The following is a 26,530-nucleotide window of genomic DNA, read 5'->3' as shown; positions in this document are numbered from 1 at the left end:
TCACTCCGGCAGGGAGCGGGACTACGAGTGACCCAGTTCCGCCGACGTCTCGTCCTCCGTCGCCGGTACCGAGCCGGAGTCGGAGGCCGGGCGGAGCGGGAAGGGGTCGACGCGGGTCTCGTCGATCACCGGGGGTGCCACCACCGGAGGTTTCGGCATGACCGCGGCCTCCGAGTGGCCGCCGCAGCCGTAGGAGAACGAGACGACCCGGCCGTCGGCCGGGGAGAACTCGTTGGCGCAGACGCCGAAGGCCTGGCCCAGGGAGCCGCCGATGGGGGTGAGGAAGCCGCAGCTGACGCAGGTCGCGGGGGCCGCCTGGGCCATCGGGGTCTTGGCGCCGAACGACTCCTCCCAGCGGTCGGCGGCGATGTGCAGGCCGTAGCGGGACAGGACGCGGGCGCGGCGCATGCCCAGTTCCTCGGCGACCGACGCGATCGTGCCCCGGGAGGGGACCGTGGGCAGGTGGGCGGGCGTGCCCGCGGTGACCTCGGCGTCCTCCGCCTCCGCCAGCTCCTCCATCTCCGCCGAGACCGGGGAGTTCGGCTCCGGTCCGTCCTCGCCGGTGTAGCCGGGCTCCAGGCGGAGGTCCTCGGCCTCGGTGGGGAGCAGGTCGCCGGGGCCCATGTCGCCGGGGCGCAGCCGCTCGCTCCAGGGCACCCACTCGGGGGCGAGGAGGGCGTCGGAGCCCGGGAGGAGGACGACCTCGTCCAGCGTGACGAGCTTGGCGCGGGAGGCGCGGGCCACCGTCACCGCCCAGCGCCAGCCGCGGTACCCGAGTTCCTTGCACTCGAAGTAGTGCGTGACGACACGGTCACCCTCCGCGACCGCTCCGGCGTGCTCGCCGACCACTCCGGGTGCGGCGGCCTCCTCGGCGGCGGTCCGGGCGAGGTCGACCGCCTCGGCGCACAGACGGTCGGGGGTGCGGCTTCGCGTTGTCGCTGCGCTCACAGGTATCGCTTCTCTCCTACGCCGTCTCACGAGTGCGGCTGCCTCCGGCGGTGGGGCGGACGGAGCGGACCTGTGGGCCGCATCGACGTCCGCGTCCGATCGCGCTCGGGCGCACCTCTGCCATCCATTGTGCTTTATGGCTGAGATACGCACGCTACCCCGTCGCCGGTAGTGGGGGACAGTCCGCCGCGATGCCTGCGCGGCGGCGGGGGGGCCGAAGGCGGTGGGGGGGGTGCCGGGTCAGGTCCGTCGGCGGGTGCAGGCGAGCGGGGGCTGGGCGCGCAGTTCCCCGCGCCCCTTCAGGGCGCCGTAGCCGCGGGCAGTCGTTCCGCGCGCCGTCTCCGACTCGCTTGGTCACAAAGTGCAGTAGGAACTGTCGTCTCAGGGCACTATGAACGACGTGGCAACCGCGAAATCCCCCCAACACACCGTCGGGGTCGGTAGCGGCGCGGGCCGCGTGCGCGGTGCCGTCCGCTCCGTCGGGCGTGCCCTGCACCTCCCGGTGACCGGTACCGCCCGGGGTATCCGCAAGGCCACGCACGCGCACGGCGCCGGTGAGTCCGGTCTCGGCAAGCTGATCGAGTTGCACGCGGTCAACGGCGCGGGCGATGTCATGATCACCGTCGCCCTCGCCTCCACCGTGTTCTTCTCCGTGCCCACCGACGAGGCCCGGGGGCGGGTCGCGCTCTATCTCGCCATCACCATGGCACCCTTCACCGTTCTCGCCCCGGTCATCGGCCCCCTCCTCGACCGCCTCCCGCACGGCCGCCGCGCCGCGATGGCCGGCGCGATGCTCGCCCGGGCGCTGCTCGCGCTGATCATCTCGGGGGCGGTGGCCGGCGGCAGTCTGGAGCTGTATCCGGCCGCGCTCGGGGTGCTGGTCGCGTCGAAGGCGTACGGCGTGGTGCGCAGTGCCGTCGTGCCCCGCCTGCTGCCGCCCCGGTTCTCCCTCGTGAAGGCCAATTCACGGGTCACCCTCGCCGGGCTGCTCGCCACCGGTGTGGCCGCCCCGATCGGGGCCGGGCTGCACGCCGTCGGCGACCCCTGGCCGCTCTACGGCGCCTTCGTGATCTTCGTTGCCGGGACGGTTCTCTCCTTCACCCTCCCCTCGAAGGTCGACTCGGCCAAGGGCGAGGACGTGGCGCTGCTCGCCGCCGACGAGGAGCATCTGCACGGCCCGCTCCGGAAGGAGGCGAAGCGGCCGGGGCTGCGGACGGTGGGCCCCGCCGTCACGCACGCGCTCGGCGCGAACGCGACCCTGCGCTGCCTCTCCGGCTTCCTGATCTTCTTCCTGGCGTTCCTGCTCCGCGAGCACCCGCTGACCGGCGAGAGCGCGGCGGTGTCGCTGGGGATAGTGGGCGTCGCGGCGGGCGCGGGCAACGCGCTCGGTACGGCGGTGGGGGCCTGGCTGCGCTCCCGGGCGCCGGAGATCATCATCGTGACGGTGGTCGCCGTGGTGCTGGGGACGGCGGTCGTCGCGGCCCTGTTCTTCGGCGCCTTCCTGGTCGCCGTCCTCGCCGCGGTGGCCGGATTCGCCCAGGCGCTGGCCAAGCTGTGCCTGGACGCGCTGATCCAGCGGGACGTGCCGGAGGCGGTGCGCACCTCGGCGTTCGCCCGCTCGGAGACGCTGCTCCAGATGGCCTGGGTGTTCGGCGGGGCGGTGGGCATCGTGATGCCGCTGAACGGCACCCTGGGCCTGGTGGTGGCCGCCGTGATCGTGGCGGCCGGCTGGCTGGCCACCCTGCGCGGCCTGATCGGCTCCGCCCGGCACGGCACCCGTGGCCGGGCGAGGGTGGCCTGAGGAACGCGGCTGGCGTAACGAACCGGGCACGCCGTACCCCACATGGGGAGCGGGCCGGGAGGTCCCGATAGCCTTCGGCCATGACCACGCTGCAATCCCGCTCGCGACGCCGCCGCGTCGTCGCCGCCGCCGGCGCCGTTTCCGCCGGACTGCTCGTCCTGTCGGCCTGTGACAAGCCGACGCCGATCGCCACGATCACCGTCGGTACGGCCTCGGTCAACTCCGAGGCCACCTGTTACAACGACGGGAAGGCTCTGAACACGGCCTCCCTCGCGAGCTGCATCAAGGACACCGGGATCAAGTCCATCAAGGTGGACCCGGACGACACGGTCCGCTTCGGCGTCGACCCGAAGATCGCGGACAACGGCTGGACGATCCTGATGAACGGTCAGGCGCTCACCGACTCCAGCACCAAGACCTACCGCACGATCCCGGGCAGCGTGTTCTTCAACGCCCAGTACGGCGCCTCCGGCGACTCGACCCTCGTCTCCATCAAGGAGGGCGACAAGTCGGTGCTGGGCCTGTGGTCCTTCAAGCTCAAGAAGGACGCCTGACCACGTCCGCCGTACGCATCCTCGTGACCACCGCGGTCCCGGCCGAACGGGACGCGGTGGCAGGGGCGTTCACAGCGGGGACGGCCGAGGTACGGCTGCCCGGCTCGGTTCTGCTGCATCGCACGCGCGAGACACGCGCGGGGTACGACCTGCTCGCCGCCGGAGTCGGACCGGCCCTGGCCGCCGCGGGCACCGCGACCGCCCTCACCGCCGCCGCCCTGGACGGCCGGCCCTACGCCCTGGTGGTCTCCGCCGGGATCGCCGGCGGTTTCCGGCCGGCGGCCCCCGTGGGCTCCTTGGTCGTCGCCGACGAGATCGTCGCGGCGGACCTGGGCGCCGAGACGGCCGACGGGTTCGTGCCGGTCACCGAACTGGGGTTCGGGACCGTCAGCCACCGTCCGCCGGATTCACTCGTACGAGCTACCGCCGAGGCGACCGGCGCCCGCCCCGGAGCGGTACTCACCGTGTCCACCGTGACCGGCTCCGCCGCCCGCGCGGCCGAACTGCGCGCCCGGCATCCGCACGCCCTCGCCGAGGCCATGGAGGGCTTCGGCGTGGCCGAGGCGGCCGCCGCGCACGGCGTGCCCGTACTGGAGATACGCGCGGTCTCCAACCCCGTCGGACCCCGCGACCGCGCCGCCTGGCGCATCGCGGACGCCCTGGCCGCCCTGACCGAGGCCTTCGGGAAGCTCGCGCCCGCTTTGGAGAGTTGGAACCCACATGACCACCGCTGACTCGTTGCGCATCGCGTACTCGCCCTGCCCGAACGACACCTTCGTCTTCGACGCCCTCGCCCACAGCCGCGTCGAGGGCGCACCCGCGCTCGACGTGACCTTCGCGGACATCGACATCACCAACGGCATGGCCGAGCGCGGCGAGTCCGACGCGCTGAAGGTGTCGTATGCCGTACTGCCGTACGTCCTCGACGAGTACGCGCTGCTGCCCTGCGGGGGCGCGCTGGGGCGGGGCTGCGGGCCGCTGGTGCTGACCAGGGAGGCCGGGACGGACCTCACGGGCCGTACGGTCGCCGTACCGAGCGAGAAGTCGACGGCGTACCTGCTGTTCCGCCTCTGGGCGGCGGACACGCTCCCCGGTGGCGTCGGCGAGATCGTGGTCATGCCCTTCCACGAGATCATGCCGGCCGTACGGGACGGCAAGGTCGACGCGGGGCTGGTGATCCACGAGGCGCGCTTCACCTACCAGAACTACGGGCTGCACAAGCTCGCCGACATGGGCGAGCACTGGGAGAACACGACGGGCTTGCCGATCCCGCTCGGCGCGATCATCGCCAAGCGGTCCCTGGGCGCGGAGACGCTCACCCGCCTCGCCGAGTCGATCCGTACGTCCGTCCACGCGGCCTGGGACGACCCCGAGGCCTCCCGGCCCTACGTCATGGCGCACGCCCAGGAGATGGACCCGGCCGTCGCCGACCAGCACATCGGGCTCTACGTCAACGAGTTCACCTCGGAACTCGGCGAGGACGGCTACGCGGCGGTACGCGGACTGCTCACCCGGGCGGCGGCCGAGGGACTCGTGCCGCCCCTCGGTCCGCACGCACTCGATTTCCCGTAAAAACACTTACGGGACTTGCACGCTTACGCGACTTGCCGGTCTCTTACGCGCTTACACGTCAAGCTGGTCCGCGACCGCGCGCAGCAGCCCGGCGATCTTCGCGCCGGCCGCCTTGTCGGGGTAACGGCCGCGCTCCAGCATCGGCGTGATGTTTTCGAGCAGGGTCGTCAGGTCCTGCACGATCGAGGCCAGTTCGTCCGGCTTCTTGCGCTGGGCGGCCGCGACCGACGGGGTGGGGTCGAGCAGGACCACCGACAGTGCCTGGTCACCGCGTTGACCGGCGACGACGCCGAACTCCACGCGCTGTCCGGGCTTGAGTGCGTCGACCCCGTCGGGGAGAACCGAGGAATGGACGAAGACGTCACCGCCGTCGTCGCGGGAGAGAAAGCCGAAGCCCTTCTCACTGTTGAACCACTTGACCTTGCCGGTAGGCACGTCTGTCCTCGTCCTCGTATCTCGTCGGAAACTGCTCGGGAAACTTCTGAATGCAACAGCTCTGGAACGGGCCTTGATAGCACTCGGGCGGGTCGACCACGACCCGCCGGTACCAAGGCTAATGGTCTGCGGGCGCGTGACAAGACGTCGCCCGGTTGTTCCTTCGGGCAGGGAACTACCCTGGTCGAGTGCGTGACAAAACCCAAGCGAATTCCGCCGGGCCCGGTGACCGACTGATCCGCGCCGGTGCCGTGCTCTTCTTCATCGGTACGGTGGCCACTCTCGTCACCGTGATACCGCTGTTCCTCGGTGCGAAGCCTTTTCCGACCTACATGTACCTGCTGAGCATGCTCATGGGCGTCGGCTTCCTGGTCGCCGGCGCCGGAGTGCTCCAGTCGATCGCGGCCGGGCGCCGTCAGGCCCGGGAGGCGTCCTCGCGGTAGGCGGACAGCCAGGCCGGGAGTTCGGTGAGGTCCCCGAGAACCACGTCGGCGCCCGCCGCGAGCAGTTCGTCCGCGTCGCACGGCCCGGTGGCCACGGCGACGGACAGCGCTCCGGCGGTACGTGCCCCGCGCACGTCGCCGACGTGGTCGCCGACGTACACGCCCGCGCCGTGCTCGCGCAGTGCGACGGCCTTCTGCTCGGCCCAGAGGTCACCGACCACCGCGTCGGGGACTATGCCGAGGTGGCTGAGATGCAGCTTCGCATTGGGCTCGTACTTCGCGGTGACCACGACGGCCTTGCCCCCCGTGCCCTGCACCGCCGCGACCGCCTCCTGCGCGCCCGGCATGGCGGGCGTCGCGGCGATCGCGATCTCCGGATACATGGCCCGGTACAGATCACTCATCTCCGCGACCCGCTCGGCCGGAAACCAGTTGATCAACTCCTCGGCGAGCGGCGGCCCCAGCCGGGTGATCGCCAGATCGGCATCGATGAAGGTCCCCGTCCGCTCGGCCAGCGCCGTGTAGCAGGCGTGGATCCCGGGCCGGGAGTCGATGAGGGTCATGTCGAGATCGAAGCCGACGGTGAGGGCGCGAGAAGTCATATGGGCCATTGTGCCCGGGAGGGTCGGCCGTCTGGAGGCTGCGGGCCGGTGGGGGTCGTTCGCGCAGTTCCCCGCGTCCCCGAGAAAGTGGGTCCACTCGTCCCACCTGAAGGAGCGCGGGGCTGTGTCCGATATTCGGCTCCGCCGCGTGGGCGCGACAAGCCCCCACGCACCCGCAGCCGCCCGACAACCGGACCCGGCGCCCCCCTACCGCGCTCTCTGCGACCGCCACACCAGATACAGCGCCGATGCCACCGCCGCGCCCCGGACCACCCACGGCCAGGTCTCGCCCACCGCGTCGCTCATGTGGCCCTGGGCTATCGGGTCGCCCCAGCGGCCTGCGCTGCGGCCCCACAGCCAGACCACCCCGGCCGTGACGGACAGTCCCGGTACCCACATCACGGCCAGCTTCGTCTCCGCAGGGGTGAGCCGCCGGGAGCCGTAGGCGATGAGCCAGCCGAGGAGCAACGCGAACCAGTTGCCGAGCACCGCGCCCACGACCAGCGCGGCGGCGGCGAGCAGCAGCAGGGGGTTGCTCCAGCCGACCGCGGGCCGGGGGACGACACGGAAGCGCCGGCGGACGGTCGGCACGGCTTCGGCCGCCTCGACCTTCGGGGCCGGCCCGGCGGCCTCCGCCGGTTCCCCGGCGGCCTCCTCCTCCGGCTCCGCTTCCTTGCGCAGGCGCGGCTTCCTGAGCAGCTCCGGGATCTCCACGCCGCCCACGAACCCCGGCACGCTGTCGCCGTCCCCGAACGGGCTGCTGTCCACCCGCCACCAGTCGGGCGGCATCTGTCCGTCCGCCGGCTCGTCGGGCCGCGGCCGCGGTACGACGCGACGCAGTTCCTCGCCCCCGGCGGCCGCCCCGGCCTCCCGCTGGGCGGGAACCGCTGCCGCCGACGGCGGTGACGGTGGCGGCGCGGTCTCCGTCGTACCCCCCGCCGCCTCGACGACCTCGTCGGGCGAGCCCAGCCGGTCGAGGATGCGCCGCACGGCCGCGGGACTGTCGACGGTCGCCTTCGCCCGGTGCCGGTCGATCTCGTTGCGCAGCCCCGACACCAGCCGCATACGGTCGGCCGACGACAACTGGCGCTGGTGCGCGATGTCCCCGACCCGGCTCAGATACTCGTAGACGACCTGATCACTCTCGATACCCACGAAGTCCCCTCCGGGGCCGCCGCGTTGGATAACCCGTCGGAACGACGGTAGCGCAGGTCACGGCTTATGTCGGCGGGCACACCAGCGGGTAACGCGACTCCGGGCGGGGGCGGTTGCCGTACGTGGTCTCCGTGGCCGCCGTCCACCGCCCAGGGTGACGAGTGCATGGCGTGGGTTGCCGGAACCGCCGGGTGATCCCGGTCCCCGCCCCGCACCCGCTACCGTGGGTCGGATGAGCAACCCGGCCACCCCGCCGCGCTCCCTCGCGGAGGCGCTTCGCGCCAGGGACGACGTCTCCCTGGCCGTACTGCTGCGCGCCCGCCCCGACCTCATCACCCCCGTCCCCACCGATCTCACCCAGCTGGCCACCCGGGCCGGCACCCGCGCCTCGGTGCTGCGCGCCCTGGAACGCCTGGACCGCTTCGCCCTGCAGACCGCGGAGGCGCTCGCGGTGGCCGGCGACCCCGCGTCGTACCCGGAACTGCTGGGCCTGATGGCCGGCGACGGCGAGGACCCGCCGGTCGCCGCAGCCCTGCCGCGCGCCCTCGGCACGCTCCGCGACCAGGCGCTGGTGTGGGGCGACGACGACCGGCTGCGGCTGGTGCGGACCGCGCGCGAGGTGCTCGCCCCGTCCCCGCAGTACCCCTCGCCGACCGGGCTGGGCCCGACCGTGCGGGAGGCCACCTCGGGCATGTCGCCGGGCCGGATCCAGGAGATCGTCACCACCGCCGGGCTGCCCACCACACACGACTCGGTGTCCGCGGCGGACGCGCTCGGCAAGCTGTTCGGCCACCGCAAGAAGATGGCGAAGCTGCTCGCCGCCGCGCCCGCCGAGTCCCGCGAGGTCCTCTCCCGGCTGGTCTGGGGGCCTCCGTACGGCCAGGTCACCCCGGAACCGGCCGCCCATCTGCGCTGGCTCCTCGACCGCGGCCTGCTGCTGCCGACCGCGCCGGGCACGGTCGTCCTCCCCCGCGAGGTCGCCCTGCACCTGCGCGAGGGCCGGGCGCACCGCGAGCCGGAGCCGGTGCCGCCCGCGGTCGAGCCGACGGCGACGCACCGTCCACAGGTTGTGGACACCACGGCGGCCGGGCAGGCGTACACCGCACTCGCCACCGTGGAGGAGCTGCTGAAGGACTGGGACGAGGGCGGGCCGGCCGTGCTGCGGGCGGGCGGGCTCAGCGTCCGGGACCTGAAGCGGACGGCCGTGGCCCTGGACCTGCCCGAGCCGATCGCCGCCTTCTGGGTCGAGCTGGCGTACGCGGCCGGGCTGCTCGCCTCCGACGGCGAGGCCGAAGAACGCTACGCGGCCACCCCCGCCTACGACGAGTGGCTGGACCGCCCCCCGGCCGAACGCTGGTCCCAGCTCGCCCAGGCCTGGCTCACCGCGACCCGCGCCTCCGGCCTGGTCGGCGGCCGGGACGCCAAGGACCGCGCGCTGTCGGCGCTCGGCCCCGGCCTCGACCGCTCGGCCGCGCCCGAGGTACGGCACCGGGTGCTGACCCTGCTGGCCGGGCTCCCGGAGGGCACCGCCCCGGCCGCCGCCTCGGTACTGGCCCGGCTGCGCTGGGAACGCCCGCTGCGCGGCCCCCAGCAGCAGGGCGACGACCTGCGCGGCCGCCTGGCCCGCTGGACCCTGTCCGAGGCCGAGCTGCTGGGCGTGACGGGACGCGGGGCGCTGTCGGCGCAGGGCAGGGCGCTCCTCGGGGCGCCACCGGTGGAACCCCCGGCGGAAAACGAGCAGGAGGCCGCCGGGCCCGGCGACAAGCTCCCCGTGCACCATCACCGTCCCGCCGCCGTCCTCGAACCCCTCTCCCCGCCCGAGCAGGCCGTCGCCGCCGCGGCCGCCGGCCGTCTCCTCGCCCCGCTGCTGCCCGAGCCCCTCGACCACGTGCTGCTCCAGGCCGACCTGACGGCGGTCGCCCCCGGCCCGCTGCAGCGCCCGCTCGCCGACGCGCTGGGCGTACTCGCCGACGTCGAGTCCAAGGGCGGCGCCACCGTCTACCGCTTCACGCCCGCCTCGGTCCGCCGCGCCCTGGACGCCGGCCGCACCGCCACCGACCTGCACGCCTTCCTCAGCACCCACTCCCGCACCCCGGTCCCGCAGCCGCTCGCCTACCTGATCGACGACGTGGCCCGCAAGCACGGCCATCTGCGGGTGGGGGCGGCCTCGGCGTACGTCCGCTGCGACGACGACACCGTCCTGAACGAGATCATGGCCGACAAGAGAGCCGCCGCCCTGCGCCTGCGCCGCCTGGCCCCGACCGTGCTCGCCACCCAGGCCGACCCGGCCACCCTCCTGGAGGGCCTGCGCGCGATGGGCTACGCGCCCGCGGCCGAGTCCGCCGAGGGCGATGTCCTGATCACCCGAGCCCACGCCCACCGCACCCCGCCGCGCACGGCCCCCGAGCCGGTCCCGGACGGCCCGCCCCCGCCGGACGGCACCCTCCTGGCCGCCGCGATCCGCGCGATCCGCGCCGGCGATCTGGCCGCCACCACCCCGCGCAAGGCGACCGGCACCGCCGTCCAGGGCGGCGAACTCCCGCGCACCACCGCCGCCGAGACCCTCGCCACCATGCAGGCCGCCGTCCTCACCGGCGGCACCCTGTGGATCGGCTACGTCAACGCCGAGGGCACCGCCAGCCAGCGCGTCATCGCCCCCATCCGCGTGGAGGGCGGCTTCGTCACGGCGTACGACCACACGGCCGACGAGGTACGCACCTACCCCCTGCACCGGGTGACGGGGGTGGCGGAACTCGCGGAGGAGTAGCGGCGCGGGCGGCCGAGCCGGTCGGGCGAGGTCGGCCGCGGCGCTCACCGCGAAGCACTCAGCAGTACCGCACCGGTGCGTCCGCCGGCAGGGCGAAGTGGGTGCGGGCCACGGTCTGCAGCCCGGTGGACTCCATCTCCTTGTCGAGGCGGGACTCGGCGTGGCGGCTGAAGTGGTTCTCCGTCCACTCGCCGTAGCCCTCGCCGTCCGGCGGCTCCTCCTCGGCGACGACGCGGTACCCGCCGTGCGCCGCGTCCCGCTCCAGCCGGACCACCTGCGGTATCTGTGCGCCGCCGCACTCCACCAGGGCGCCGGCGCGCTCGCCGTACTCCAGGCACAGCGTGTCGATCCCGGCCCGGACCTGGCCCCCGCTCTCCGCCAGGTCCAGGGCCTCCGCCCGGCAGAACCACCGCGACCGGAGGCCGGGCTCGCTCTCCCCCGCCCCGGTTCCCGCGGCCTGCGCCACGAGCCGGGCCTCTATGGCGGGGCGCACCTCGGTCCACAGGCCGGCGTCCACACCGGCGGACCCGTGCGCCCACACCGCCGTCACCACCAGCACCGCCACCGCCCCGGCACCTGGCCCCCATATACGTACGGACGTCACCCCACCCCTCCTCACCGAACCACACGCGTTGCGCGGCTCCCCCTCGGGACATGACACCCGAAACGGGCCCAAGGTTGCATCGGGCGGTCCCCCGCCCTCGGAAGGCACCTTCTGCCGAGCGGCGCAGGTGATCGCTCGCCCATGAGGCACACTGGAACTTTGGCCCATGACGATGGCCGCCATGGCGATGGCCGCATGAGCCGAAAGGGAAAGGTGCCGCGCGTGAATGGTCCGTTGATCGTCCAGTCCGACAAGACGCTGCTCCTGGAAGTCGACCATGAGCGGGCCGACGAATGCCGTCGGGCGATCGCGCCCTTCGCCGAGCTGGAGCGGGCGCCGGAGCACATCCACACCTACCGGGTGACCCCGCTGGGCCTGTGGAACGCGCGGGCGGCCGGACACGACGCCGAGCAGGTCGTGGACGCGCTGGTGGAGTACAGCCGCTACCCGGTGCCGCACGCGCTGCTGGTCGACATCGCCGAGACGATGGACCGCTACGGCCGGCTGACGCTTTCCAAGCACCCGGCGCACGGGCTGGTGCTCACCACCACCGACCGGCCGGTCCTGGAGGAGATCCTGCGCTCCAAGCGGGTCATCCCGCTGGTCGGCGCCCGGATCGACCCCGACACCGTGGCCGTGCACCCCTCCGAGCGCGGGCAGATCAAGCAGACGCTGCTGAAGCTGGGCTGGCCCGCCGAGGACCTCGCCGGATACGTGGACGGCGAGGCCCATCCGATCGAGCTCGCCGAGGACGGCTGGGCGCTGCGGCCGTACCAGAAGCAGGCCGTGGAGAACTTCTGGCACGGCGGGAGCGGCGTGGTCGTCCTGCCCTGCGGGGCGGGCAAGACGCTGGTCGGTGCCGGGTCCATGGCACAGGCCAAGTCGACGACCCTGATCCTCGTCACCAACACCGTCTCCGCGCGCCAGTGGAAGCACGAGCTGGTGAAGCGGACGAGTCTCACCGAGGACGAGATCGGGGAGTACAGCGGGACGCGGAAGGAGATCCGGCCCGTCACGATCGCCACGTACCAGGTGCTCACGACCAAGCGGAAGGGCGTCTACCCGCACCTCGAACTCTTCGACTCCCGTGACTGGGGTCTGATCGTCTACGACGAGGTCCATCTACTGCCGGCTCCTGTCTTCAAGTTCACCGCCGATCTGCAGGCGCGCCGGCGGCTGGGGCTGACGGCCACCCTCGTGCGCGAGGACGGCCGGGAATCGGACGTGTTCTCCCTCATCGGGCCCAAGCGCTTCGACGCCCCGTGGAAGGAGATCGAGGCGCAGGGCTACATCGCGCCCGCCGACTGTGTCGAGGTGCGGGTGAACCTCACGGACTCGGAGCGGCTCGCCTACGCCACCGCCGAGACCGAGGAGAAGTACCGCTTCTGTGCGACCACCGCGACCAAGCGGAAGGTCACGGAGGCGATCGTGAAGCGTTTCGCCGGCCAGCAGATCCTTGTCATCGGCCAGTACATCGACCAGCTCGACGAGCTGGGCGAGCACCTGAACGCCCCCGTCATCAAGGGCGAGACCTCCAACGCCCAGCGCGAGAAGCTCTTCGACGCCTTCCGCGAGGGCGAGATCAGCGTGCTGGTGGTGTCGAAGGTCGCCAACTTCTCCATCGACCTGCCGGAGGCGACGGTCGCGATCCAGGTGTCGGGCACCTTCGGCTCCCGCCAGGAGGAGGCCCAGCGCCTCGGCCGGGTGCTCCGCCCCAAGGCCGACGGCCACCAGGCCCACTTCTACTCCGTCGTCGCCCGCGACACGATCGACCAGGACTTCGCCGCCCACCGGCAGCGGTTCCTGGCGGAGCAGGGCTACGCCTACCGCATCGTCGACGCGGACGAGCTCCTCGCGGAGGGCACGGCGGGCACGGACGCCGCGGAGGGCTGAGTCTCCGGCCGGGCGTGGCTGTGCCGTCGCAGGACCACGCCCGCGCCCGCCAGCAGCGCCAGCCCCAGCAGCGGGTAGGGCGCCGCGAACGGCTGCTGCCACCAGGGGAGGTGCAGGTCCCGGTCGCCCTCGTGCGGCAGCAGCCACATCGTGCGGGCCGCGAACACGAGCGCCGTGGTGGCCGCGACGAGCGTGCGGCCCTCCGCCTGCAGTACCGCCAGCAGCGGGACGCACCACACCCAGTGATGGGACCAGCTGATCGGGCTGATCAGCAGTGCCGTGAACGCGGTGAGCAGGATGCCCCAGCGGTCTCCGCCGGCGCGGTACGCGAGGTCGACGCGGTGCGTGAGGTCCGCGCGGTGGGTGCGGGTCGCCAGCCACAGGCCCGTCGCCGCGAGCACGGCCGCCGGGAGCGCCCAGGTCAGGCCCGGTGTCGCCGTGCCCGTGACCCTTGCGATCAGGCCCTGGAGCGACTGGTTGTCGACGATCCAGGCCTTGCCGACCCGGCCGGTCTCGAACAGGCGCCGCGTCCAGAAGTCCACGGTCGCCGTGGGGAGGAACAGGGCGCCGAGCAGTGCCGTACCGGCGAAGGATGCCGTCGCAACGCCTGCCTCCTTTCTGCGTGCGGTGAGGAACAGGTAGGCGATGAAGATCGCCGGGGTGAGTTTGACGCCCGCCGCGATGCCCAGGGCCAGGCCCTTGGCGCGGGCGCCGGGCGGGCGGGTGAGGTCCCAGAGGACCAGGCAGGCGATCGCCAGGTTGATCTGGCCGAAGAGGAGGGTCTGGAAGACCGGCTCCAGCCAGAGGGCGAGGGCGGTGGCCGTGCACAGCACGGGGAGGGGTGCCGTGCGGCCGGCCAGGCGGGCGGAGAGGGCGACGAGACAGGCGAGCAGGAGCGCGTTGCCCGCGAGGAACGCCGCCTTCAGGGCCGGGACGGGGATCCAGGTCGCCGGGACGAACAGGACCGCCGCGAAGGGCGGGTAGGTCGCCGGCAGCCGCCACTCAGTGACCGTGAAGCCGTACAGGTCACTGCCGTGGACCACGGCCTCGCCCTCGGCCCGGTAGACCAGCAGATCGGCCATCGGGGCGTGCAGCAGGACGCAGAGGGCCACGAAGGAGGAGAGGGAGACCGCCAGAAGAGAGAGGGAGCAAAGGGAACGGGTGCGGGTGAGGGAGGGCAGGGGAGATGACGTCACCGTCCGGTTCGGCACGGAGGCGACACTATGCCGTCACTTGCGGTGTATGCCTGCTTCCTCGCCGTATTCGCCGAGTATGACGACGCTGAACGCCGCGCCGACGAAGACCTTGACGGCACGCAGGGCGTCGCCCAGACGGTGCTGGGGGTGCGGGACGCCGTCCAGGGCGGTGGCGCCCGGCGGACGGCTGGGGGCTGGATGGATGGTTGCTGCGCTCATGCCTCAATGGTGGAACTTCGGGCACAAGTACGGCATCGGTCCACGGGTCCAATTTCCGGCTTCCGCCAGTCCACCCGCCGATGGACCCCACCCCCTACCTCCGCCCCACCCCACGGGGGACGCTCCCCCTAGGGGACGCTCCCCCTCCTGGGCGCCCAGCCCAACCCCCTCGGCACGCCCCCCTCGGCTCACCCCGCCCGGGCCGCCCCCCCTCGGCACGCCCCCCCGGCCCCCCTCGGCACGCCGAGGGAAATCCATTGGCCTCCCCCGCCCCCGCCTCACTACAATCTCCGCTCTTGCCCGCCTCCTTCCCGGGAGTGCCGCCGCCCGGACGGAAACCGGTCGGCTGATCGCCACCCGTGCGCCACTCACACCTGAGCGCCACCCACTCGCAGGCCTTCGGAGGCACCCCCTTGTCCACGCCCGCCCACGACCCCCTCACGGACCCGCACACCGAAGCCACCGACCCCCTCTCCCGTGAGCGCGCCCACCTCGCCGGCTCCCGGTCCGCTCTGCGGGCCATGCGGGAGGACGTCGAGTCGCTGGACATCAGCGACGTCACCGCGAACTGGGTCAACGCCGAGGTCCTCGCCCGCCAGATCGAGGAGCGCATCAAGGCGCTGGCCGACCTCAGCGACACGCCTCTCTTCTTCGGCCGCCTCGACTACCTGCACGCCCCCGGCGCCGAACAGGCCGAGGGGGCGTACGGCGAGCGTTTCTACATCGGGCGCCGGCACGTCCACAACCACGACGGCGACCCGATGGTCATCGACTGGCGGGCGCCGGTCTCGCAGCCGTTCTACCGCGCGTCCAAGAAGGACCCGATGGACGTGGCGCTGCGCCGCCGCTTCGGGTACACCCGCGGCGACATCACCGCCTACGAGGACGAGCACCTGTCCGACCCGGCCGAGGCGGCCCGGACCAGCAAGCTGCTCCAGCAGGAGATCGAGCGCCCGCGCGTGGGCCCGATGCGGGACATCGTCGCGACCATCCAGCCCGAGCAGGACGAGATCGTGCGCAGCGGGCTCGGCGGAACCGTGTGCGTGCAGGGAGGGCCGGGGACCGGAAAGACCGCCGTCGGCCTGCACCGGGTCGCGTACCTCCTCTACGCCCACCGGGAGCGCCTCGCCCGCACCGGCACCCTGGTCATCGGCCCGAACCGCTCCTTCCTCCACTACATCGAGCAGGTGCTCCCGGCACTGGGCGAACTGACGGTGCAGCAGGCCACGGTGGACGACCTGGTGGCGAACGGCGTCGAGGTGCGCGGCACCGACACCGCGCCCGCCGCGGTCATCAAGGGCGACGCCCGGATGGCGGAGGTGCTGCGCAGGGCCGTGTACGCGCACGTCACGATGCCCGGCGAACCGGTCGTGGTGGTCCGCGGCTCCCGGCGCTGGCGCGTCCCGGCGTACGAACTGGAGGACATCGTCAGGGAGTTGCTGGCCCGCGGCATCCGGTACGGCGCGGCGCGCGAGGCCCTGCCGCAGCGCATCGCACACGCCGTGCTGGTCCAGATGGAACGCTCGGGCGAGGCTCCCGACGACCGGGTGCAGGACTCGGTGGCCCGCAACGCGGCGGTGAAGGCGGCCGTCAAACAGGTCTGGCCGCCGGTCGACCCGCCGAAACTCGTGCTGCGCCTGCTCACGGACGCGGACTTCCTCGCCGTGCACGCGGAGGGAATCCTCACCGACGACGAGCAGAAGACGATCGTCTGGGCGAAACCGGTGCGCAGCGTCAAGTCGGCCAAGTGGTCGGCCGCGGACGCCGTGCTGATCGACGAGACGACGGATCTCGTCCAGCGGACGCACTCCCTCGGCCATGTGGTCCTGGACGAGGCGCAGGACCTGTCGCCCATGCAGTACCGCGCGGTCGGCCGCCGCTGCACCACCGGCTCGGCGACCGTCCTCGGCGACCTGGCGCAGGGCACCACGCCCTGGGCGACCCGGAGTTGGGACGAGGCCCTGTCCCACCTCGGCAAGTCGGACGGCGTGATCGAGGAACTGACGGCCGGTTTCCGCGTCCCGACGGACGTCATCACGTACGCCTCCCGGCTCCTCCCGCACATCGCCCCCGGCCTCACCCCGGTGGCTTCGGTCCGTGAGAACCCCGGCTTCTTCGCGGTGCGTTCGATCTCCGGCACCGCCGAAACCGTGGCGGCCTGCGAGGAGTTGCTGCGCCACGAGGGATCGACGGGCCTGATCGCGGCGGACGCGCGCGTACCGGCCCTCGCGGAAACCCTGACGGCGGCGGGCATCGGATATCTCGCCCCCGGCGAGGAGACGACGGCCGACACGCGTCTCACCCTGGTCCCGGCGTCACTGGCGAAGGGCCTGGAGTACGACTACGTGGTCCTGGACGAGCCGCAGGCGGTCGTCGACGGCGAACCCGACGAACGCACCGGCCTGCGCCGCCTCTACGTCGCCCTCACCCGGGCCGTCTCCGGCCTGATCGTGACGCACATGGCCCCGCTCCCGCCCCAACTGACCTGACGCGCCGCGCCTCCGGGCCGCAAGGTGAACGCCCCGGAGGCGCGGCGCCGTCCACCAGGCGTGCCGCGACGGCGTGGAGGGCCGGTTCGGGTGCACTCGGCCCGGTCCTCGACGCCGTGGGTTCAGGCGCTGTGGCGGTGGACCGCGTCGAGGAGCTGGTCGATGTCCTCGGCGTGGTGGGAGAAGGCGGTGACGAAGCGGACGATGCCCGGCTCCCAGCGGTCGTGGTAAAAGGCGTAACCCTCGGCGAGGAGCCCGTCGGTGACGTGCTGGGGCAGGCGGCAGAAGAGGATGTTGGCCTCCGGGGCGGCCAGGAGGCCGACACCCGGGACGGCCTTGAGGCCGGCACCGAGTCGGGCGGCCATGGCGTTGGCCCGGCGGGCGTTGTCCAGCCACAGGCCGTCGGTGAGGTAGGCGTCGAGCTGGGCCGTCTGGAAGCGCATCTTGGAGGTGAGCTGACCGCCGCGCTTGGCCCGGAAGGCCAGTTCCGCGGCGAGGGCGGGGTCGAAGGAGACGATGGCGTCGGCGGTCATCGCCCCGTTCTTGGTGGCGCCGAAGGACAGCACGTCGACCCCCGCCTTCCAGGTCATCTCGGCCGGGGTGGCGTCGAGGTGGACCAGGGCGTTGGCGAAGCGAGCGCCGTCCATGTGGACGCGCAGGCCCGCGCCCTTGGCGATCGAGGACAGTCGGCGGATCTCCTCGACGGTGTGGACGCTGCCGCTCTCGGTGGCCTGGCTGATGCTCACCGCGGACGGCTGCACTCTGTGGACGTCGCCGGCGCCGCGGCGCACCGCCGCCTGGAGCGCCTCGGGGTCGATCTTGCTGTCGAGGCCGGGGAGCCGGACGAGCTTGGCGCCGCCGGTGAAGAACTCGGGTGCCCCGCATTCGTCGTGGTGGATGTGGCTGTCCTGGTGGGCGAGGACGCTGCCCCACGGCGGGGTGAGGGCGGCCAGGGCGAGGCCGTTGGCGGCGGATCCGGTGGAGACGGGGAAGACGTCGACGTCCCGTTCGAAGATCTCGGCGAGCCTGCCCCGGGCGCGCTCGGTGAAGGGGTCGTTGCCGTAGGGCAGGACCTGACCCACGGCGGCGTCGGCGACGGCGGTGGCTATGCGAGGGGCGGCTCCGGCCATGTTGTCGCTGATGAAGGACAGGCCGGACGGGGTGGTGGCGGTGGGGGCGGCGGCGGTCATGAGGGGTGTTCCCGTTCTCAGGCGCTGATGGGGGAGGCGAAGACGACGGTGATGTCCACCGCCTCCGCGCCGGTGCGGTAGAAGTGCGGGGCGTCGCCGGCGAAGGCGAGCATGTCGCCGGGGCCGAGGTCGTGCGGGGCGTCGACCGGTCCGGCGGTGACGTGTCCGGTGGAGATGATCAGGTGCTCGATCGTGCCGGTGGCGTGCGGGACACCGGCCAGCTCGGTCTCGGGCCGGATGCGCAGCCGCCAGATCTCCAGGCTGTTGCCGCTGCTGATGCGGCGCAGCAACTCGCGGGTGACCTCGCCGGGTTCGGCTTCCGTGGCCGCCCGGTAGACCGGGCCGGTGTCGGCGTCGCGTGCGAGCAGGTCCGCGATCGGGATGCGCAGTGCGATCGCGATGGCGTCCAGGGTGTCGATGGTCGGGTTGCCCCGGCCGGCCTCCAGCTGGGACAGGGTGGCCTTGCTCAGTCCGGCGCGCCGGGCCATCTCCGCCGCGCTCATGCCACGCTGCTGACGGCGCAACCGGATCTTCGCACCGACCGCGGCCGATGTACTGCTCACCGGCTGCCGCCCGGTCCCGGGCTGCGGGCCCATCAACGGACCCAGGAGTCGTTTGAGTGAACCATTCGTTCACTATAACAGGCCATTCCGATATGGCGAACCTGGCGTTCATTTAAATGAACACCAGCGGAGGGCGCTCACCCTTCGTCCAGCACCCGCCGCCACTCCCGTACGGCCGGCGCCGACACCGGTCCTTCCCAGCCGCCCGGCCGGGCCGCGCCGCCGATGTGAAAGGCGTCGATCCCCGCATCCCGCAGCCCCGGCACATGGTCGAGCCGCAGACCTCCCCCCACCAGCAGCGTCTGCCCGTACCCCGGCTCGCCGCGGCGCCGGGCCTCGGCCAGCAGGGTGGGCAGGCCCTCGTCCACGCCCGTCGCCGCGCCCGCGGTGAGGTAGGTGTCCAGGCCCGGAAGGTCGGCGAGCTGCTTGCGCAGCGCGTCGCGGTCGGCGGCGCGGTCGATGGCCCGGTGGAAGGTCCAGCTACAACCCGCCAGTTCGGCCACCACGCGCTCCACGGCCGCCAGGTCCACATCGCCTTCCGCGCCCAGGAACCCGAGCACGAACTGGTCGGCCCCCGCCTCCCGCAGCTCCCCGGCCACCCCGACCAGGCGATCGACGTCACCCGCCGCGAACCCGTCCGCCAGCCTCAGCATCACGCGCAGGTCGATGTCGACGGCGGCCCGGATCGCGGTGAAGGTCCGGGGCGGCGGGGTCAGCCCGTCGGCCGCCATGTCGGTGACCAGTTCGAGGCGGTCCGCGCCTCCGGCCTGGGCGGCGACCGCGTCCTCGGCGTCGAGGGCGATCACCTCCAGGACTGCACGCGTGCTCATAGGGCCCCTTCCGTGGTGTTCCCCGTGTACCCCTGACGCAGCCGGCCGATCAGCCGGCCGGCCGACCGCAGGAGGTCTAGTCCAATCCAAGAATACGTGGGGACCGTATACGGCCGCGAGACCGCCCCCGGCCGCTCACCCGTACAGATTCGGCTCCTGTCACCCGTACAGATTCAGCTCCTCCGCCGCCGCCCCGGTCAGCTCGTACGACGCCCCGTCGACCGCCCGCCCCGTGTACAGCCGTACGAGCGTCGCCGAGTCCCCGATGAAACGGGCCGGGGTCCGTGTCCCGCTCGGCACGCCCAGGTGCAGCGGGTCGTCGACGTCGTCCAGGTCGGCCTGCAGCCTCAGCCGCCCCCGGTCCCGGGTGACCCGGGACAGCAGCGAGAGCGCGTACGGCCGGCCCACGCCGGTGTAGGCGCCGGGCTCGCCGAGGCAGTCACGGACGTCACCGGCGTGCACCCACTCCCCGAAGGCGATCCCGTCCCAGGCGCCGTCGGCCCGCCCCGCGATCACCTCTCCGGCCTCGGTCATCCCGCGCTCCAGTTCGTCGAGGACCCGAGCGTTCGTCCAGTCGGCGCGGTCGGCGATGTCCCGGTCGTTCGACTCGGGCGAGAACACCCCCTTCTCGAAACGGCTCTCCACCACCCGGTCCAGCGCGGCCGAACAGTGGGCGAGCACATCGCGCACCGTCCACCCCGGACAGGCGGCGGTCGGCAGCGCGAAGTCCGCGTCCGGCCGGGAGCGCAGGAGCGGGAGCAGCGCGTCACGCTCGACGGCGAGCAGACGTCCGGGCAGCGAAGGGTCACGTACGTCGTCGGCAGCAGCAGTCATGCCTTCCACGCTAGGGGCATGTCAGTGGCTCGCGGGAGAATGGGCGCATGGCCGATCTCCAGGAACTGAGCGTCCGCTGGCGGCGCGCCGTGCAGATGGCGCGGGACGAAGACACCTGCTACCCCGACACCGACCCGTACGCCGACGAGCTGTTGCGCCGCTGGCAGGAGCCTCAGCGCCGGTACCACACCCTGGCCCACCTCACGGCGGTCCTCGACCACGTCGACGTACTGGAGGAGTACGCGGACGACCCCGATCTGGTGCGGCTCGCCGCCTGGTTCCACGACGCGGTGTATCTGCCGGAGCGGTCGACGAACGAGGAGCGCTCGGCCCGTCTCGCCGAACGCGCCCTGCCCGAGGCCGGGGTCTCCGACGCTGGGACCGCCGAGGTCGCCCGCCTGGTCCGGCTCACCGTCACCCACGACCCGGCCCCCGGCGACCGCAACGGCGAGGTCCTGTGCGACGCCGACCTCGCGATCCTCGCCGCCCCGCCCGCCGCGTACGCCGCCTACACCGCCGAGGTACGCGAGGAGTACCACTTCGTCCCGAACGACGCCTTCCGCGACGGCCGTTCCGCGATCCTCCGCCAACTGCTCGACCTGCCGGCACTCTTCAGAACCCCGCACGGCCGGGCGCAGTGGGAGCCGACCGCCCGCTACAACCTCGCAGCCGAGCTGGAAATGCTGTCGACCGCGCAGGATCCGGCGTCCTAGGGTGCGGCCCATGCGGGCAACGGGCGGGGATCAGGTGGAAGAGGCCGTCGCGGGCTGTGTCGCGGCGCTGCGGCCGGCGGTGGCACGGGACTGGACGGAGGTGAAGGCAGGGGGCCTGGACTGGAGCTGCCACGAGACGGCGATCCACGTCGCCGACGACCTCGTCGCGTACGCCGCCAATCTGGCCGGACGCGCCCAGGACGCGTACGTGCCCTTCGAGCTCAAGCTCGACGACGGCACCGACAACTCCGGCCTGCTGCACGTCATCGAGACGACCGGCGCCCTGCTCGCCGCCACCGTCCGGACCACCCCGCGCGAGGTCCGCGCCTTTCACCCGTACCCCTTCCGCAGCGCGGACCGGGTCGGCTTCGCCGCGATGGGCATCGCCGAAGTACTGCTCCACACCCACGACATGGCAGCGGGCCTCGGGGTCCCCTACCGGCCGTCCGACGAACTGGCCGAATCCGTCCTGGCCCTGCTCTTCCCGCACGTCCAGCCCGGTCCGACGCCCTGGGAGACCCTGCTGTGGGCGACCGGCCGCGGCGAACTGCCCGGCCGCGCCCCGGTCACCGACTGGCGCTGGCACAACAACCTGGTCATCCCCGCCGCCCGCCTCGACCTCGTCGGCATCCGCCCCGCCGAGGCCCGCGACCTGCGCCTCGGCGGCGACGGCGGCTTCACGTGGATCGAGGGCGGCCCGTACGAGGGCACCCGGGACGCCGCCGGTTTCCTGCTGAAGGCGTACGAAGGGGGCGTACACCGGCCGGAGTTCGGCGTCTTCGCCCTGGTCCGCCGGGAGGACGGCCGCGCGGTCGGCGGCATGGGCTTCCACTCCGCGCCGGACGAGGAGGGCCGGGTGGAGATCGGCTACGACCTGACCGAGTCCGCCCGCGGCCACGGCTACGCCACGGAGGCGCTGCGCGCCCTGGCCGACTGGGCCCTGTCCCGCGCCGACGTGAGCTCCCTGTTCGCCACGGTCGAGCCCGCCAACATCCCCTCCCAGGCGGTCGTCACCCGCGCCGGCTTCACCAAGGTGAGCGAGGACGGGGAGGGACTCGCCTTCGAACTGCGGGGACGGTAAGGGCGGTTATCGGGACGTGTCGCTCTTGCGTCTGCGCAGCCCCGCTCCGTGCAGCAGCCGTACCACCTCGCGGCTGCTGACCCGCACCGCGCCCGCCCGTACCGCGTCCGCGTAGCGGTCGGACGGGAGGTCGTAGTGGTCGCGTTCGAAGGCGCGCCGGGGTACGCCCAACGCCTCGGCGAAGACGTGCAGTTCGGCGTAGGAGACGTCGCTGACCAGGTGGGACCACATGCGGCCGTGGCCGGGCCAGGTCGGCGGGTCGATGTACACCGTCATGAGAGCACCTTCACGAGAGCACGGTCACGAGGACCCCATCCCGCCCGTCGCCCGGCCCAGGGAGCCGACGGAGGCGACCTTCACGCCCGCCTTGTGGCACACCCAGTGCGGGTCCGGGCCGAGCTCCGGTTCGACGTCCAGGGCGTGCGGGTCGCCGGTGCCGCACACCGGGCACAGCGGCCAGCGGCCGTACCGCTCGAGCAGCGCGTCCTGTACGTCCTGGGCGACCAGCCCCGCCACGTACCCGGCCCCGTCCGGCCACTGCTCGACCCACCAGCGCCGCTGTACGACGGAGTCCTCGACCAGTGAGACGACGTCCGCCTCGGCGACCTCGCCCGCGACCAGATCGGCGAGCACCAGGGCGCGGGCTGCGTGCAGCGACTGTTCCAGGGGGCTTACGGGGTCCATGGTCCTATTGTGCGCGGTCTTGACCGGGCACCCGAAACGAAAATATCTTTCAGGGGTGACCGAGAACGTGAAGGAAATTTTCGGCAACCGTCCGGGCGGGACCCCGGCCCCGGCGAGCGCGCCGCCTGCTCCGGCCGCCCTCGCGGCCAAGGTGCGTACCCTCGCCCCCTCCATGACCCGCTCCATGCAGCGGGTCGCCGAAGCCGTCGCGGGCGACCCCGCCGGCTGCGCGGCCCTCACGGTCACCGGGCTCGCGGAGCGCACCGGTACCAGCGAGGCGACCGTCGTGCGCACCGCCCGGCTGCTCGGTTACCCCGGCTACCGCGATCTGCGGCTCGCCCTCGCCGGGCTGGCCGCGCACCAGCAGTCGGGGCGGGCGCCCGCGATCACCACCGACATAGCCGTCGACGACCCGATCGCCGACGTCGTCGCGAAACTCGCCTACGACGAGCAGCAGACCCTCGCGGACACGGCCGCCGGCCTGGACACCGTGCAGCTGGGGGCCGCGGTGAGCGCGCTCGCCGGGGCCCGGCGGACCGACGTCTACGGCATCGGGGCGTCCGGGCTGGTCGCCCAGGACCTCACGCAGAAGCTGCTGCGGATAGGGCTGATAGCGCACGCGCACAGCGATCCGCATCTGGCGGTCACCAACGCGGTGCAGTTGCGGGCGGGTGACGTGGCCATCGCCATCACGCACTCCGGGTCCACCGGGGATGTCATAGAGCCGTTGCGGGTCGCCTTCGAGCGGGGGGCCACGACCGTTGCCATCACCGGGCGGCCGGATTCCTCGGTGACGCAGTACGCCGACCATGTGCTGACGACCTCGACCGCGCGGGAGAGCGAGCTGAGGCCGGCCGCGATGTCCTCGCGGACCAGTCAGTTGCTGGTGGTGGACTGTCTGTTCGTGGGTGTTGCGCAGCGGACGTACGAGGCGGCGGCTCCGGCGTTGGCGGCGTCTTACGAGGCGTTGGCTCATCGGCACCGTAACTTGCCTCGATAGACCGTGGGGGTGGATGCGTTGTGACGGCCGCGGCCGCGTTGTGGCTTGTCGCGCAGTTCCCCGCGCCCCTTGGTTGGTTGACTGAGCGCTAATCAGAAAGAGCCGTGTGTCCATGACCACCGAACACCGCGCCCTCCGCTCCGAGCTGGAGGCGCTCACCACCGAGGCGTTTCGGCCGGAGCTCTCCGAGATCGACACGCTTCCCACCCTCGACATCGCGCGTCTCATGAACGGCGAGGACGCCGGGGTCGCCGCCGCTGTGGCACTGCGGCTGCCGGAGATCTCCGGGGCCATCGACGCCGTCGCCACCCGGATGGCCCAGGGCGGGCGGCTCGTCTACGCCGGTGCCGGTACCGCCGGGCGGCTGGGGGTGCTCGACGCCTCCGAGTGCCCGCCCACCTTCAACACCGCTCCCGGTCAGGTCGTCGGTGTCATCGCGGGCGGGCCCGAGGCCATGGTCACGTCCGTGGAAGGCGCCGAGGACTCGGCGGAGCTGGCCCGGAAGGACCTCGACGCCCTCGGGGTGGACGCCCTCGACTCGGTCGTCGGTGTCTCCGCCTCCGGCCGCACTCCCTACGCCGTCGGCGCCGTCGAGCACGCCCGCGCCCTCGGCGCCCTGACCGTCGGGCTCTCCTGCAACGCGGGCAGCGCGCTCGCGGCCGCCGCCGAGCACGGCATCGAGGTGGTCGTCGGCCCCGAGCTGCTCACCGGCTCCACCCGCCTGAAGGCCGGCACCGCCCAGAAGCTGGTCCTCAACATGCTGTCGACGATCACGATGATCCGGCTCGGCAAGACCTACGGGAACCTGATGGTCGACGTCCGGGCCTCGAACGAGAAGCTGCGCGCCCGGTCCAGACGGATCGTGGCCCTCGCGACCGGCGCCGGGGACGAGGAGATCGAGCAGGCCCTCACCGCGACCCACGGCGAGGTGAAGAACGCCGTCCTGGTGATCCTGGCCGGTGTCGACGGGCCCACCGCCACCCGCCTTCTGGAGGAGTCCGGCGGCCGTCTGCGCGCCGCGCTCGCCAGGGCGGCCGGCTGACCCGCACGCTCGGGGTGTGCAGAGATCGCCGTACGACACCGCCGCCGCACTGCTGCCCCTCGTCGGCGGCCCCGCGAACGTCACCTCCGTCGCCCACTGCATGACCCGGCTGCGGCTGGGGCTGAGCGATCCCTCTCTCGTGGAGGGGGAGGCGGTGCGGGCGGTGCCCGGGGTGCTGGGAGTGGTGGCCGCCGGGGACAGCCTCCAGGTGGTGCTCGGGCCGGGGGCGGTGGTGACGGTGACCGCCGAGTTCCAGCAACTGCTGACGACGGAGGAAGCGGCGGCGGCCGAGCAGCCCGCCACCCGAGGTGCCGGGCAGCCTGCCACCCACGAGGCCGAGCCGCCCGCCACCCGCGGAGCCGATCTACGCGGCGCCCACGAAGCCGAGCCGCCCGCCGCCCACGAAGCCGAGCCGCCCGCCGCCCGCGGAGCCGGGCAGCTCGCCGCCCGTGGAGCCGAACTGCGCGCCGCCCGCGCCCGGCGCAACGCGACCCCCCTCAAGACCGCCCTGCGCCGCATCGCCGACGTCTTCGTTCCGCTCATCCCCGCCCTGATCGGCTGCGGGGTGCTGGCCGGCCTCAACGGGCTCCTCGTCAACGCCGGCCTGCTGCCCTGGCTCACCCCCGCCCTCGCCGCCATCGCCTCCGGCTTCATGGCCCTGATCAGCGTCTTCGTCGGCTACAACACGGCGAAGGTGTTCGGCGGGACGCCCGTCCTCGGCGGTGCGGTCGCGGCGATCGTCGTCTATCCGGGCGTCGCGAAGGTGACCGCCTTCGGGGTGACGCTCGCGCCGGGGCAGGGCGGGGTGCTGGGCGCGCTGGCCGCCGCCCTGCTCGCCGTCTACGTCGAACGCTGGTGCCGGGGCCGCGTCCCCGACGCCCTCGACGTCCTCCTCACCCCCACCGTCACCGTCCTCGTCGCCGGACTGGCCACCCTGTACGGCCTGATGTACGCCGCCGGAGTCGTCTCCTCCGCCATCGGCACCGCCGCCGACTGGCTCCTCGCCACCACCGGCCCCCTCGCCGGCCTGATCCTCGGCGGCCTCTTCCTCCCCCTCGTGATGCTGGGCCTCCACCAGGCCCTGATCCCCATCCACACCACCCTCATCCAGCAGCAGGGCTACACCGTCCTGCTCCCGCTGCTGGCCATGGCCGGTGCCGGACAGGTGGGCGCCGCGCTGGCCGTCTACGTCCGCCTCCGCCACGACACCTCACTGCGTACGACCATCAAGTCCGCCCTCCCGGCGGGCCTGCTCGGTGTCGGCGAGCCCCTGATCTACGGCGTCTCACTCCCTCTCGGGCGGCCCTTCCTCACCGCCTGTGCGGGCGGCGCGGCGGGCGGGGCGTTCGTCGGGTTCTTCGCCGTACTCGGTGACCGCGTGGGCGCCACCGCCATCGGCCCCTCGGGCTGGGCCCTGTTCCCTCTGCTGACGGGGAACAGGGGCCCGGCCCTGGCGGCGGCGGTCTACGCGGGCGGTCTGCTGACCGGCTACGCCGTCGGCTTCCTGGCCACCTACGTGAGTTTCAGCGCCGGCGGCTCGCGGGCCGGTGACCCGACACCTGCGCGATCCACGTGATGAAGTCCCCGGGGTCGTTGTCGGCGCCGTGCCCGGCGTCCCAGTAGTACTTGATGTTCACGTCGTCGCCGAGGTTCCTCAGCCGGGCGGCGAGGTTCGCGGAGACGGTCAGCGAGGTGTCGCTGTCCTTCGTGCCGAGCCGGATCCACCAGTGCCCGGCCCGGTTCGGGTTCACAGTTCTGCGCTTCACTCGCTTCACTTCCGTCTCTTCTCTGGCTCGTGCGGCACGAGTGCAACAGCGGTTACTTACTGATCATTTCAGAATGAGTTCGCTTGTGGGGCTTGGCAGTTGGGTCTCAGGGCGGCAGAGTTCTGCAGGTGTCAGATGATCTTGTGCCT

General features: G+C 72.8%; 26 protein-coding genes and 1 pseudogene. 13 read left to right on the top strand and 14 right to left on the bottom strand.

The window, feature by feature from the left end:
• Nucleotides 1-21: 21 nt before the first annotated feature.
• Nucleotides 22-948, bottom strand: a complete 927-nt coding sequence (locus ACWGJB_RS43795) for a DUF3027 domain-containing protein (RefSeq protein ID WP_453385619.1) — start codon at nt 946-948, stop codon at nt 22-24.
• A 400-nt stretch (nt 949-1,348) separates the two neighbouring features.
• Between ACWGJB_RS43795 and ACWGJB_RS43790 the strand changes: the two genes are divergently transcribed.
• The 4 genes from ACWGJB_RS43790 to ACWGJB_RS43775 all read left to right on the top strand — a co-directional run bounded on the left by ACWGJB_RS43790 (nt 1,349) and on the right by ACWGJB_RS43775 (nt 4,875).
• Nucleotides 1,349-2,749 carry an MFS transporter gene (locus tag ACWGJB_RS43790; RefSeq protein ID WP_453385618.1) on the top strand — a complete coding sequence of 467 codons (1,401 nt, stop codon included), beginning with the start codon at nt 1,349-1,351 and terminating at the stop codon, nt 2,747-2,749.
• A gap of 80 nt (nt 2,750-2,829) precedes the next feature.
• Nucleotides 2,830-3,303 carry a DUF2771 domain-containing protein gene (locus ACWGJB_RS43785; RefSeq protein WP_453385617.1) on the top strand — a complete coding sequence of 158 codons (474 nt, stop codon included), beginning with the start codon at nt 2,830-2,832 and terminating at the stop codon, nt 3,301-3,303.
• The gene (locus ACWGJB_RS43780; RefSeq protein ID WP_453385616.1) at nt 3,273-4,037 is read left to right on the top strand and encodes a futalosine hydrolase; all 765 of its coding nucleotides are present in this window, start codon (nt 3,273-3,275) and stop codon (nt 4,035-4,037) included. Before ACWGJB_RS43785 ends, ACWGJB_RS43780 begins: the two co-directional genes overlap by 31 nt.
• Nucleotides 4,024-4,875, top strand: a complete 852-nt coding sequence (locus tag ACWGJB_RS43775) for a 1,4-dihydroxy-6-naphthoate synthase (protein WP_453385615.1) — start codon at nt 4,024-4,026, stop codon at nt 4,873-4,875. The genes ACWGJB_RS43780 and ACWGJB_RS43775 overlap by 14 nt, the downstream gene beginning before the upstream one ends.
• A gap of 51 nt (nt 4,876-4,926) precedes the next feature.
• On the opposite strand, the gene ACWGJB_RS43770 is transcribed toward ACWGJB_RS43775, so the two are convergent.
• Complete coding sequence (locus tag ACWGJB_RS43770; RefSeq protein ID WP_093501504.1) at nt 4,927-5,310, bottom strand: cold-shock protein; 384 nt, start codon at nt 5,308-5,310, stop codon at nt 4,927-4,929.
• Nucleotides 5,311-5,498: 188 nt separating this feature from the next.
• Here ACWGJB_RS43770 and ACWGJB_RS43765 point away from each other — a divergent pair, with 188 nt between their 5' ends.
• Nucleotides 5,499-5,753: a hypothetical protein gene (locus ACWGJB_RS43765; protein ID WP_351711398.1), complete on the top strand. Its 255-nt coding sequence runs from the start codon at nt 5,499-5,501 to the stop codon at nt 5,751-5,753.
• Here ACWGJB_RS43765 and ACWGJB_RS43760 read toward each other — a convergent pair.
• On the bottom strand, nt 5,726-6,364 hold the full coding sequence (locus ACWGJB_RS43760; RefSeq protein ID WP_453385614.1) for an HAD family hydrolase: 639 nt from the start codon (nt 6,362-6,364) through the stop codon (nt 5,726-5,728). The two genes, ACWGJB_RS43765 and ACWGJB_RS43760, sit on opposite strands and share 28 nt — an antisense overlap.
• Before the next feature lie 198 nt (nt 6,365-6,562).
• Entirely contained in the window at nt 6,563-7,510 is a 948-nt protein-coding gene (locus tag ACWGJB_RS43755) for a hypothetical protein (protein ID WP_453385613.1), read from the bottom strand.
• A gap of 232 nt (nt 7,511-7,742) precedes the next feature.
• Between ACWGJB_RS43755 and ACWGJB_RS43750 the strand changes: the two genes are divergently transcribed.
• Nucleotides 7,743-10,277 (top strand): helicase-associated domain-containing protein, encoded by a 2,535-nt coding sequence (locus ACWGJB_RS43750; protein ID WP_453385612.1) that lies wholly within the window; start codon nt 7,743-7,745, stop codon nt 10,275-10,277.
• 58 nt (nt 10,278-10,335) lie between these two features.
• On the opposite strand, the gene ACWGJB_RS43745 is transcribed toward ACWGJB_RS43750, so the two are convergent.
• The gene (locus tag ACWGJB_RS43745) at nt 10,336-10,881 is read right to left on the bottom strand and encodes a hypothetical protein (protein ID WP_453385611.1); all 546 of its coding nucleotides are present in this window, start codon (nt 10,879-10,881) and stop codon (nt 10,336-10,338) included.
• Between the two features lie 222 nt (nt 10,882-11,103).
• On the opposite strand from ACWGJB_RS43745, the gene ACWGJB_RS43740 reads away from it, so the two are divergent.
• Nucleotides 11,104-12,774, top strand: a complete 1,671-nt coding sequence (locus ACWGJB_RS43740) for a DNA repair helicase XPB (protein ID WP_450762319.1) — start codon at nt 11,104-11,106, stop codon at nt 12,772-12,774.
• On the opposite strand, the gene ACWGJB_RS43735 is transcribed toward ACWGJB_RS43740, so the two are convergent.
• Entirely contained in the window at nt 12,705-13,985 is a 1,281-nt protein-coding gene (locus ACWGJB_RS43735) for a glycosyltransferase 87 family protein (protein WP_453385610.1), read from the bottom strand. The two genes, ACWGJB_RS43740 and ACWGJB_RS43735, sit on opposite strands and share 70 nt — an antisense overlap.
• 18 nt (nt 13,986-14,003) lie before the next feature.
• Nucleotides 14,004-14,189, bottom strand: coding sequence for a hypothetical protein (locus ACWGJB_RS43730; protein WP_453385609.1), 186 nt, complete (start codon nt 14,187-14,189; stop codon nt 14,004-14,006).
• 413 nt (nt 14,190-14,602) lie between these two features.
• On the opposite strand from ACWGJB_RS43730, the gene ACWGJB_RS43725 reads away from it, so the two are divergent.
• On the top strand, nt 14,603-16,678 hold the full coding sequence (locus ACWGJB_RS43725) for a HelD family protein (RefSeq protein ID WP_453385608.1): 2,076 nt from the start codon (nt 14,603-14,605) through the stop codon (nt 16,676-16,678).
• A gap of 122 nt (nt 16,679-16,800) precedes the next feature.
• On the opposite strand, the gene ACWGJB_RS43720 is transcribed toward ACWGJB_RS43725, so the two are convergent.
• From ACWGJB_RS43720 to ACWGJB_RS43705, 4 genes are all read right to left on the bottom strand, one after another.
• The gene (locus ACWGJB_RS43720) at nt 16,801-17,868 is read right to left on the bottom strand and encodes a threonine aldolase family protein (protein ID WP_453385607.1); all 1,068 of its coding nucleotides are present in this window, start codon (nt 17,866-17,868) and stop codon (nt 16,801-16,803) included.
• A gap of 17 nt (nt 17,869-17,885) precedes the next feature.
• Nucleotides 17,886-18,431 carry a helix-turn-helix domain-containing protein gene (locus tag ACWGJB_RS43715; RefSeq protein ID WP_453385606.1) on the bottom strand — a complete coding sequence of 182 codons (546 nt, stop codon included), beginning with the start codon at nt 18,429-18,431 and terminating at the stop codon, nt 17,886-17,888.
• A gap of 137 nt (nt 18,432-18,568) precedes the next feature.
• On the bottom strand, nt 18,569-19,261 hold the full coding sequence (locus ACWGJB_RS43710; protein ID WP_453385605.1) for a copper homeostasis protein CutC: 693 nt from the start codon (nt 19,259-19,261) through the stop codon (nt 18,569-18,571).
• Between the two features lie 159 nt (nt 19,262-19,420).
• Nucleotides 19,421-20,095, bottom strand: coding sequence for a maleylpyruvate isomerase family mycothiol-dependent enzyme (locus ACWGJB_RS43705; RefSeq protein WP_453385604.1), 675 nt, complete (start codon nt 20,093-20,095; stop codon nt 19,421-19,423).
• Nucleotides 20,096-20,142: 47 nt separating this feature from the next.
• On the opposite strand from ACWGJB_RS43705, the gene ACWGJB_RS43700 reads away from it, so the two are divergent.
• The gene (locus tag ACWGJB_RS43700) at nt 20,143-20,808 is read left to right on the top strand and encodes an HD domain-containing protein (protein ID WP_453385603.1); all 666 of its coding nucleotides are present in this window, start codon (nt 20,143-20,145) and stop codon (nt 20,806-20,808) included.
• A 10-nt stretch (nt 20,809-20,818) separates the two neighbouring features.
• Nucleotides 20,819-21,889, top strand: a complete 1,071-nt coding sequence (locus ACWGJB_RS43695; protein WP_453385602.1) for a GNAT family N-acetyltransferase — start codon at nt 20,819-20,821, stop codon at nt 21,887-21,889.
• Nucleotides 21,890-21,895: 6 nt separating this feature from the next.
• Here the strand turns inward: ACWGJB_RS43695 and ACWGJB_RS43690 are convergent, their stop codons facing one another.
• On the bottom strand, nt 21,896-22,165 hold the full coding sequence (locus ACWGJB_RS43690; RefSeq protein WP_453385601.1) for a DUF4031 domain-containing protein: 270 nt from the start codon (nt 22,163-22,165) through the stop codon (nt 21,896-21,898).
• Between the two features lie 24 nt (nt 22,166-22,189).
• Nucleotides 22,190-22,573, bottom strand: a complete 384-nt coding sequence (locus ACWGJB_RS43685; RefSeq protein ID WP_453385600.1) for a hypothetical protein — start codon at nt 22,571-22,573, stop codon at nt 22,190-22,192.
• 55 nt (nt 22,574-22,628) lie between these two features.
• Between ACWGJB_RS43685 and ACWGJB_RS43680 the strand changes: the two genes are divergently transcribed.
• From ACWGJB_RS43680 to ACWGJB_RS43670, 3 genes are all read left to right on the top strand, one after another.
• Nucleotides 22,629-23,573 carry a MurR/RpiR family transcriptional regulator gene (locus tag ACWGJB_RS43680; RefSeq protein ID WP_453385599.1) on the top strand — a complete coding sequence of 315 codons (945 nt, stop codon included), beginning with the start codon at nt 22,629-22,631 and terminating at the stop codon, nt 23,571-23,573.
• A gap of 112 nt (nt 23,574-23,685) precedes the next feature.
• On the top strand, nt 23,686-24,615 hold the full coding sequence (gene murQ, locus ACWGJB_RS43675; protein ID WP_453385598.1) for an N-acetylmuramic acid 6-phosphate etherase: 930 nt from the start codon (nt 23,686-23,688) through the stop codon (nt 24,613-24,615).
• A 16-nt stretch (nt 24,616-24,631) separates the two neighbouring features.
• Entirely contained in the window at nt 24,632-26,191 is a 1,560-nt protein-coding gene (locus tag ACWGJB_RS43670; protein WP_453385597.1) for a PTS transporter subunit EIIC, read from the top strand.
• Here the strand turns inward: ACWGJB_RS43670 and ACWGJB_RS43665 are convergent.
• A pseudogene (locus tag ACWGJB_RS43665) lies at nt 26,139-26,363 on the bottom strand (subtype B tannase); the annotation flags it as partial. The gene ACWGJB_RS43670 and the pseudogene ACWGJB_RS43665 sit on opposite strands and share 53 nt — an antisense overlap.
• Nucleotides 26,364-26,530 lie beyond the last annotated feature (167 nt).

Source organism: Streptomyces sp. NPDC054813, assembly GCF_053611365.1.
This window is presented reverse-complemented; position numbering and strand designations above follow the sequence as displayed.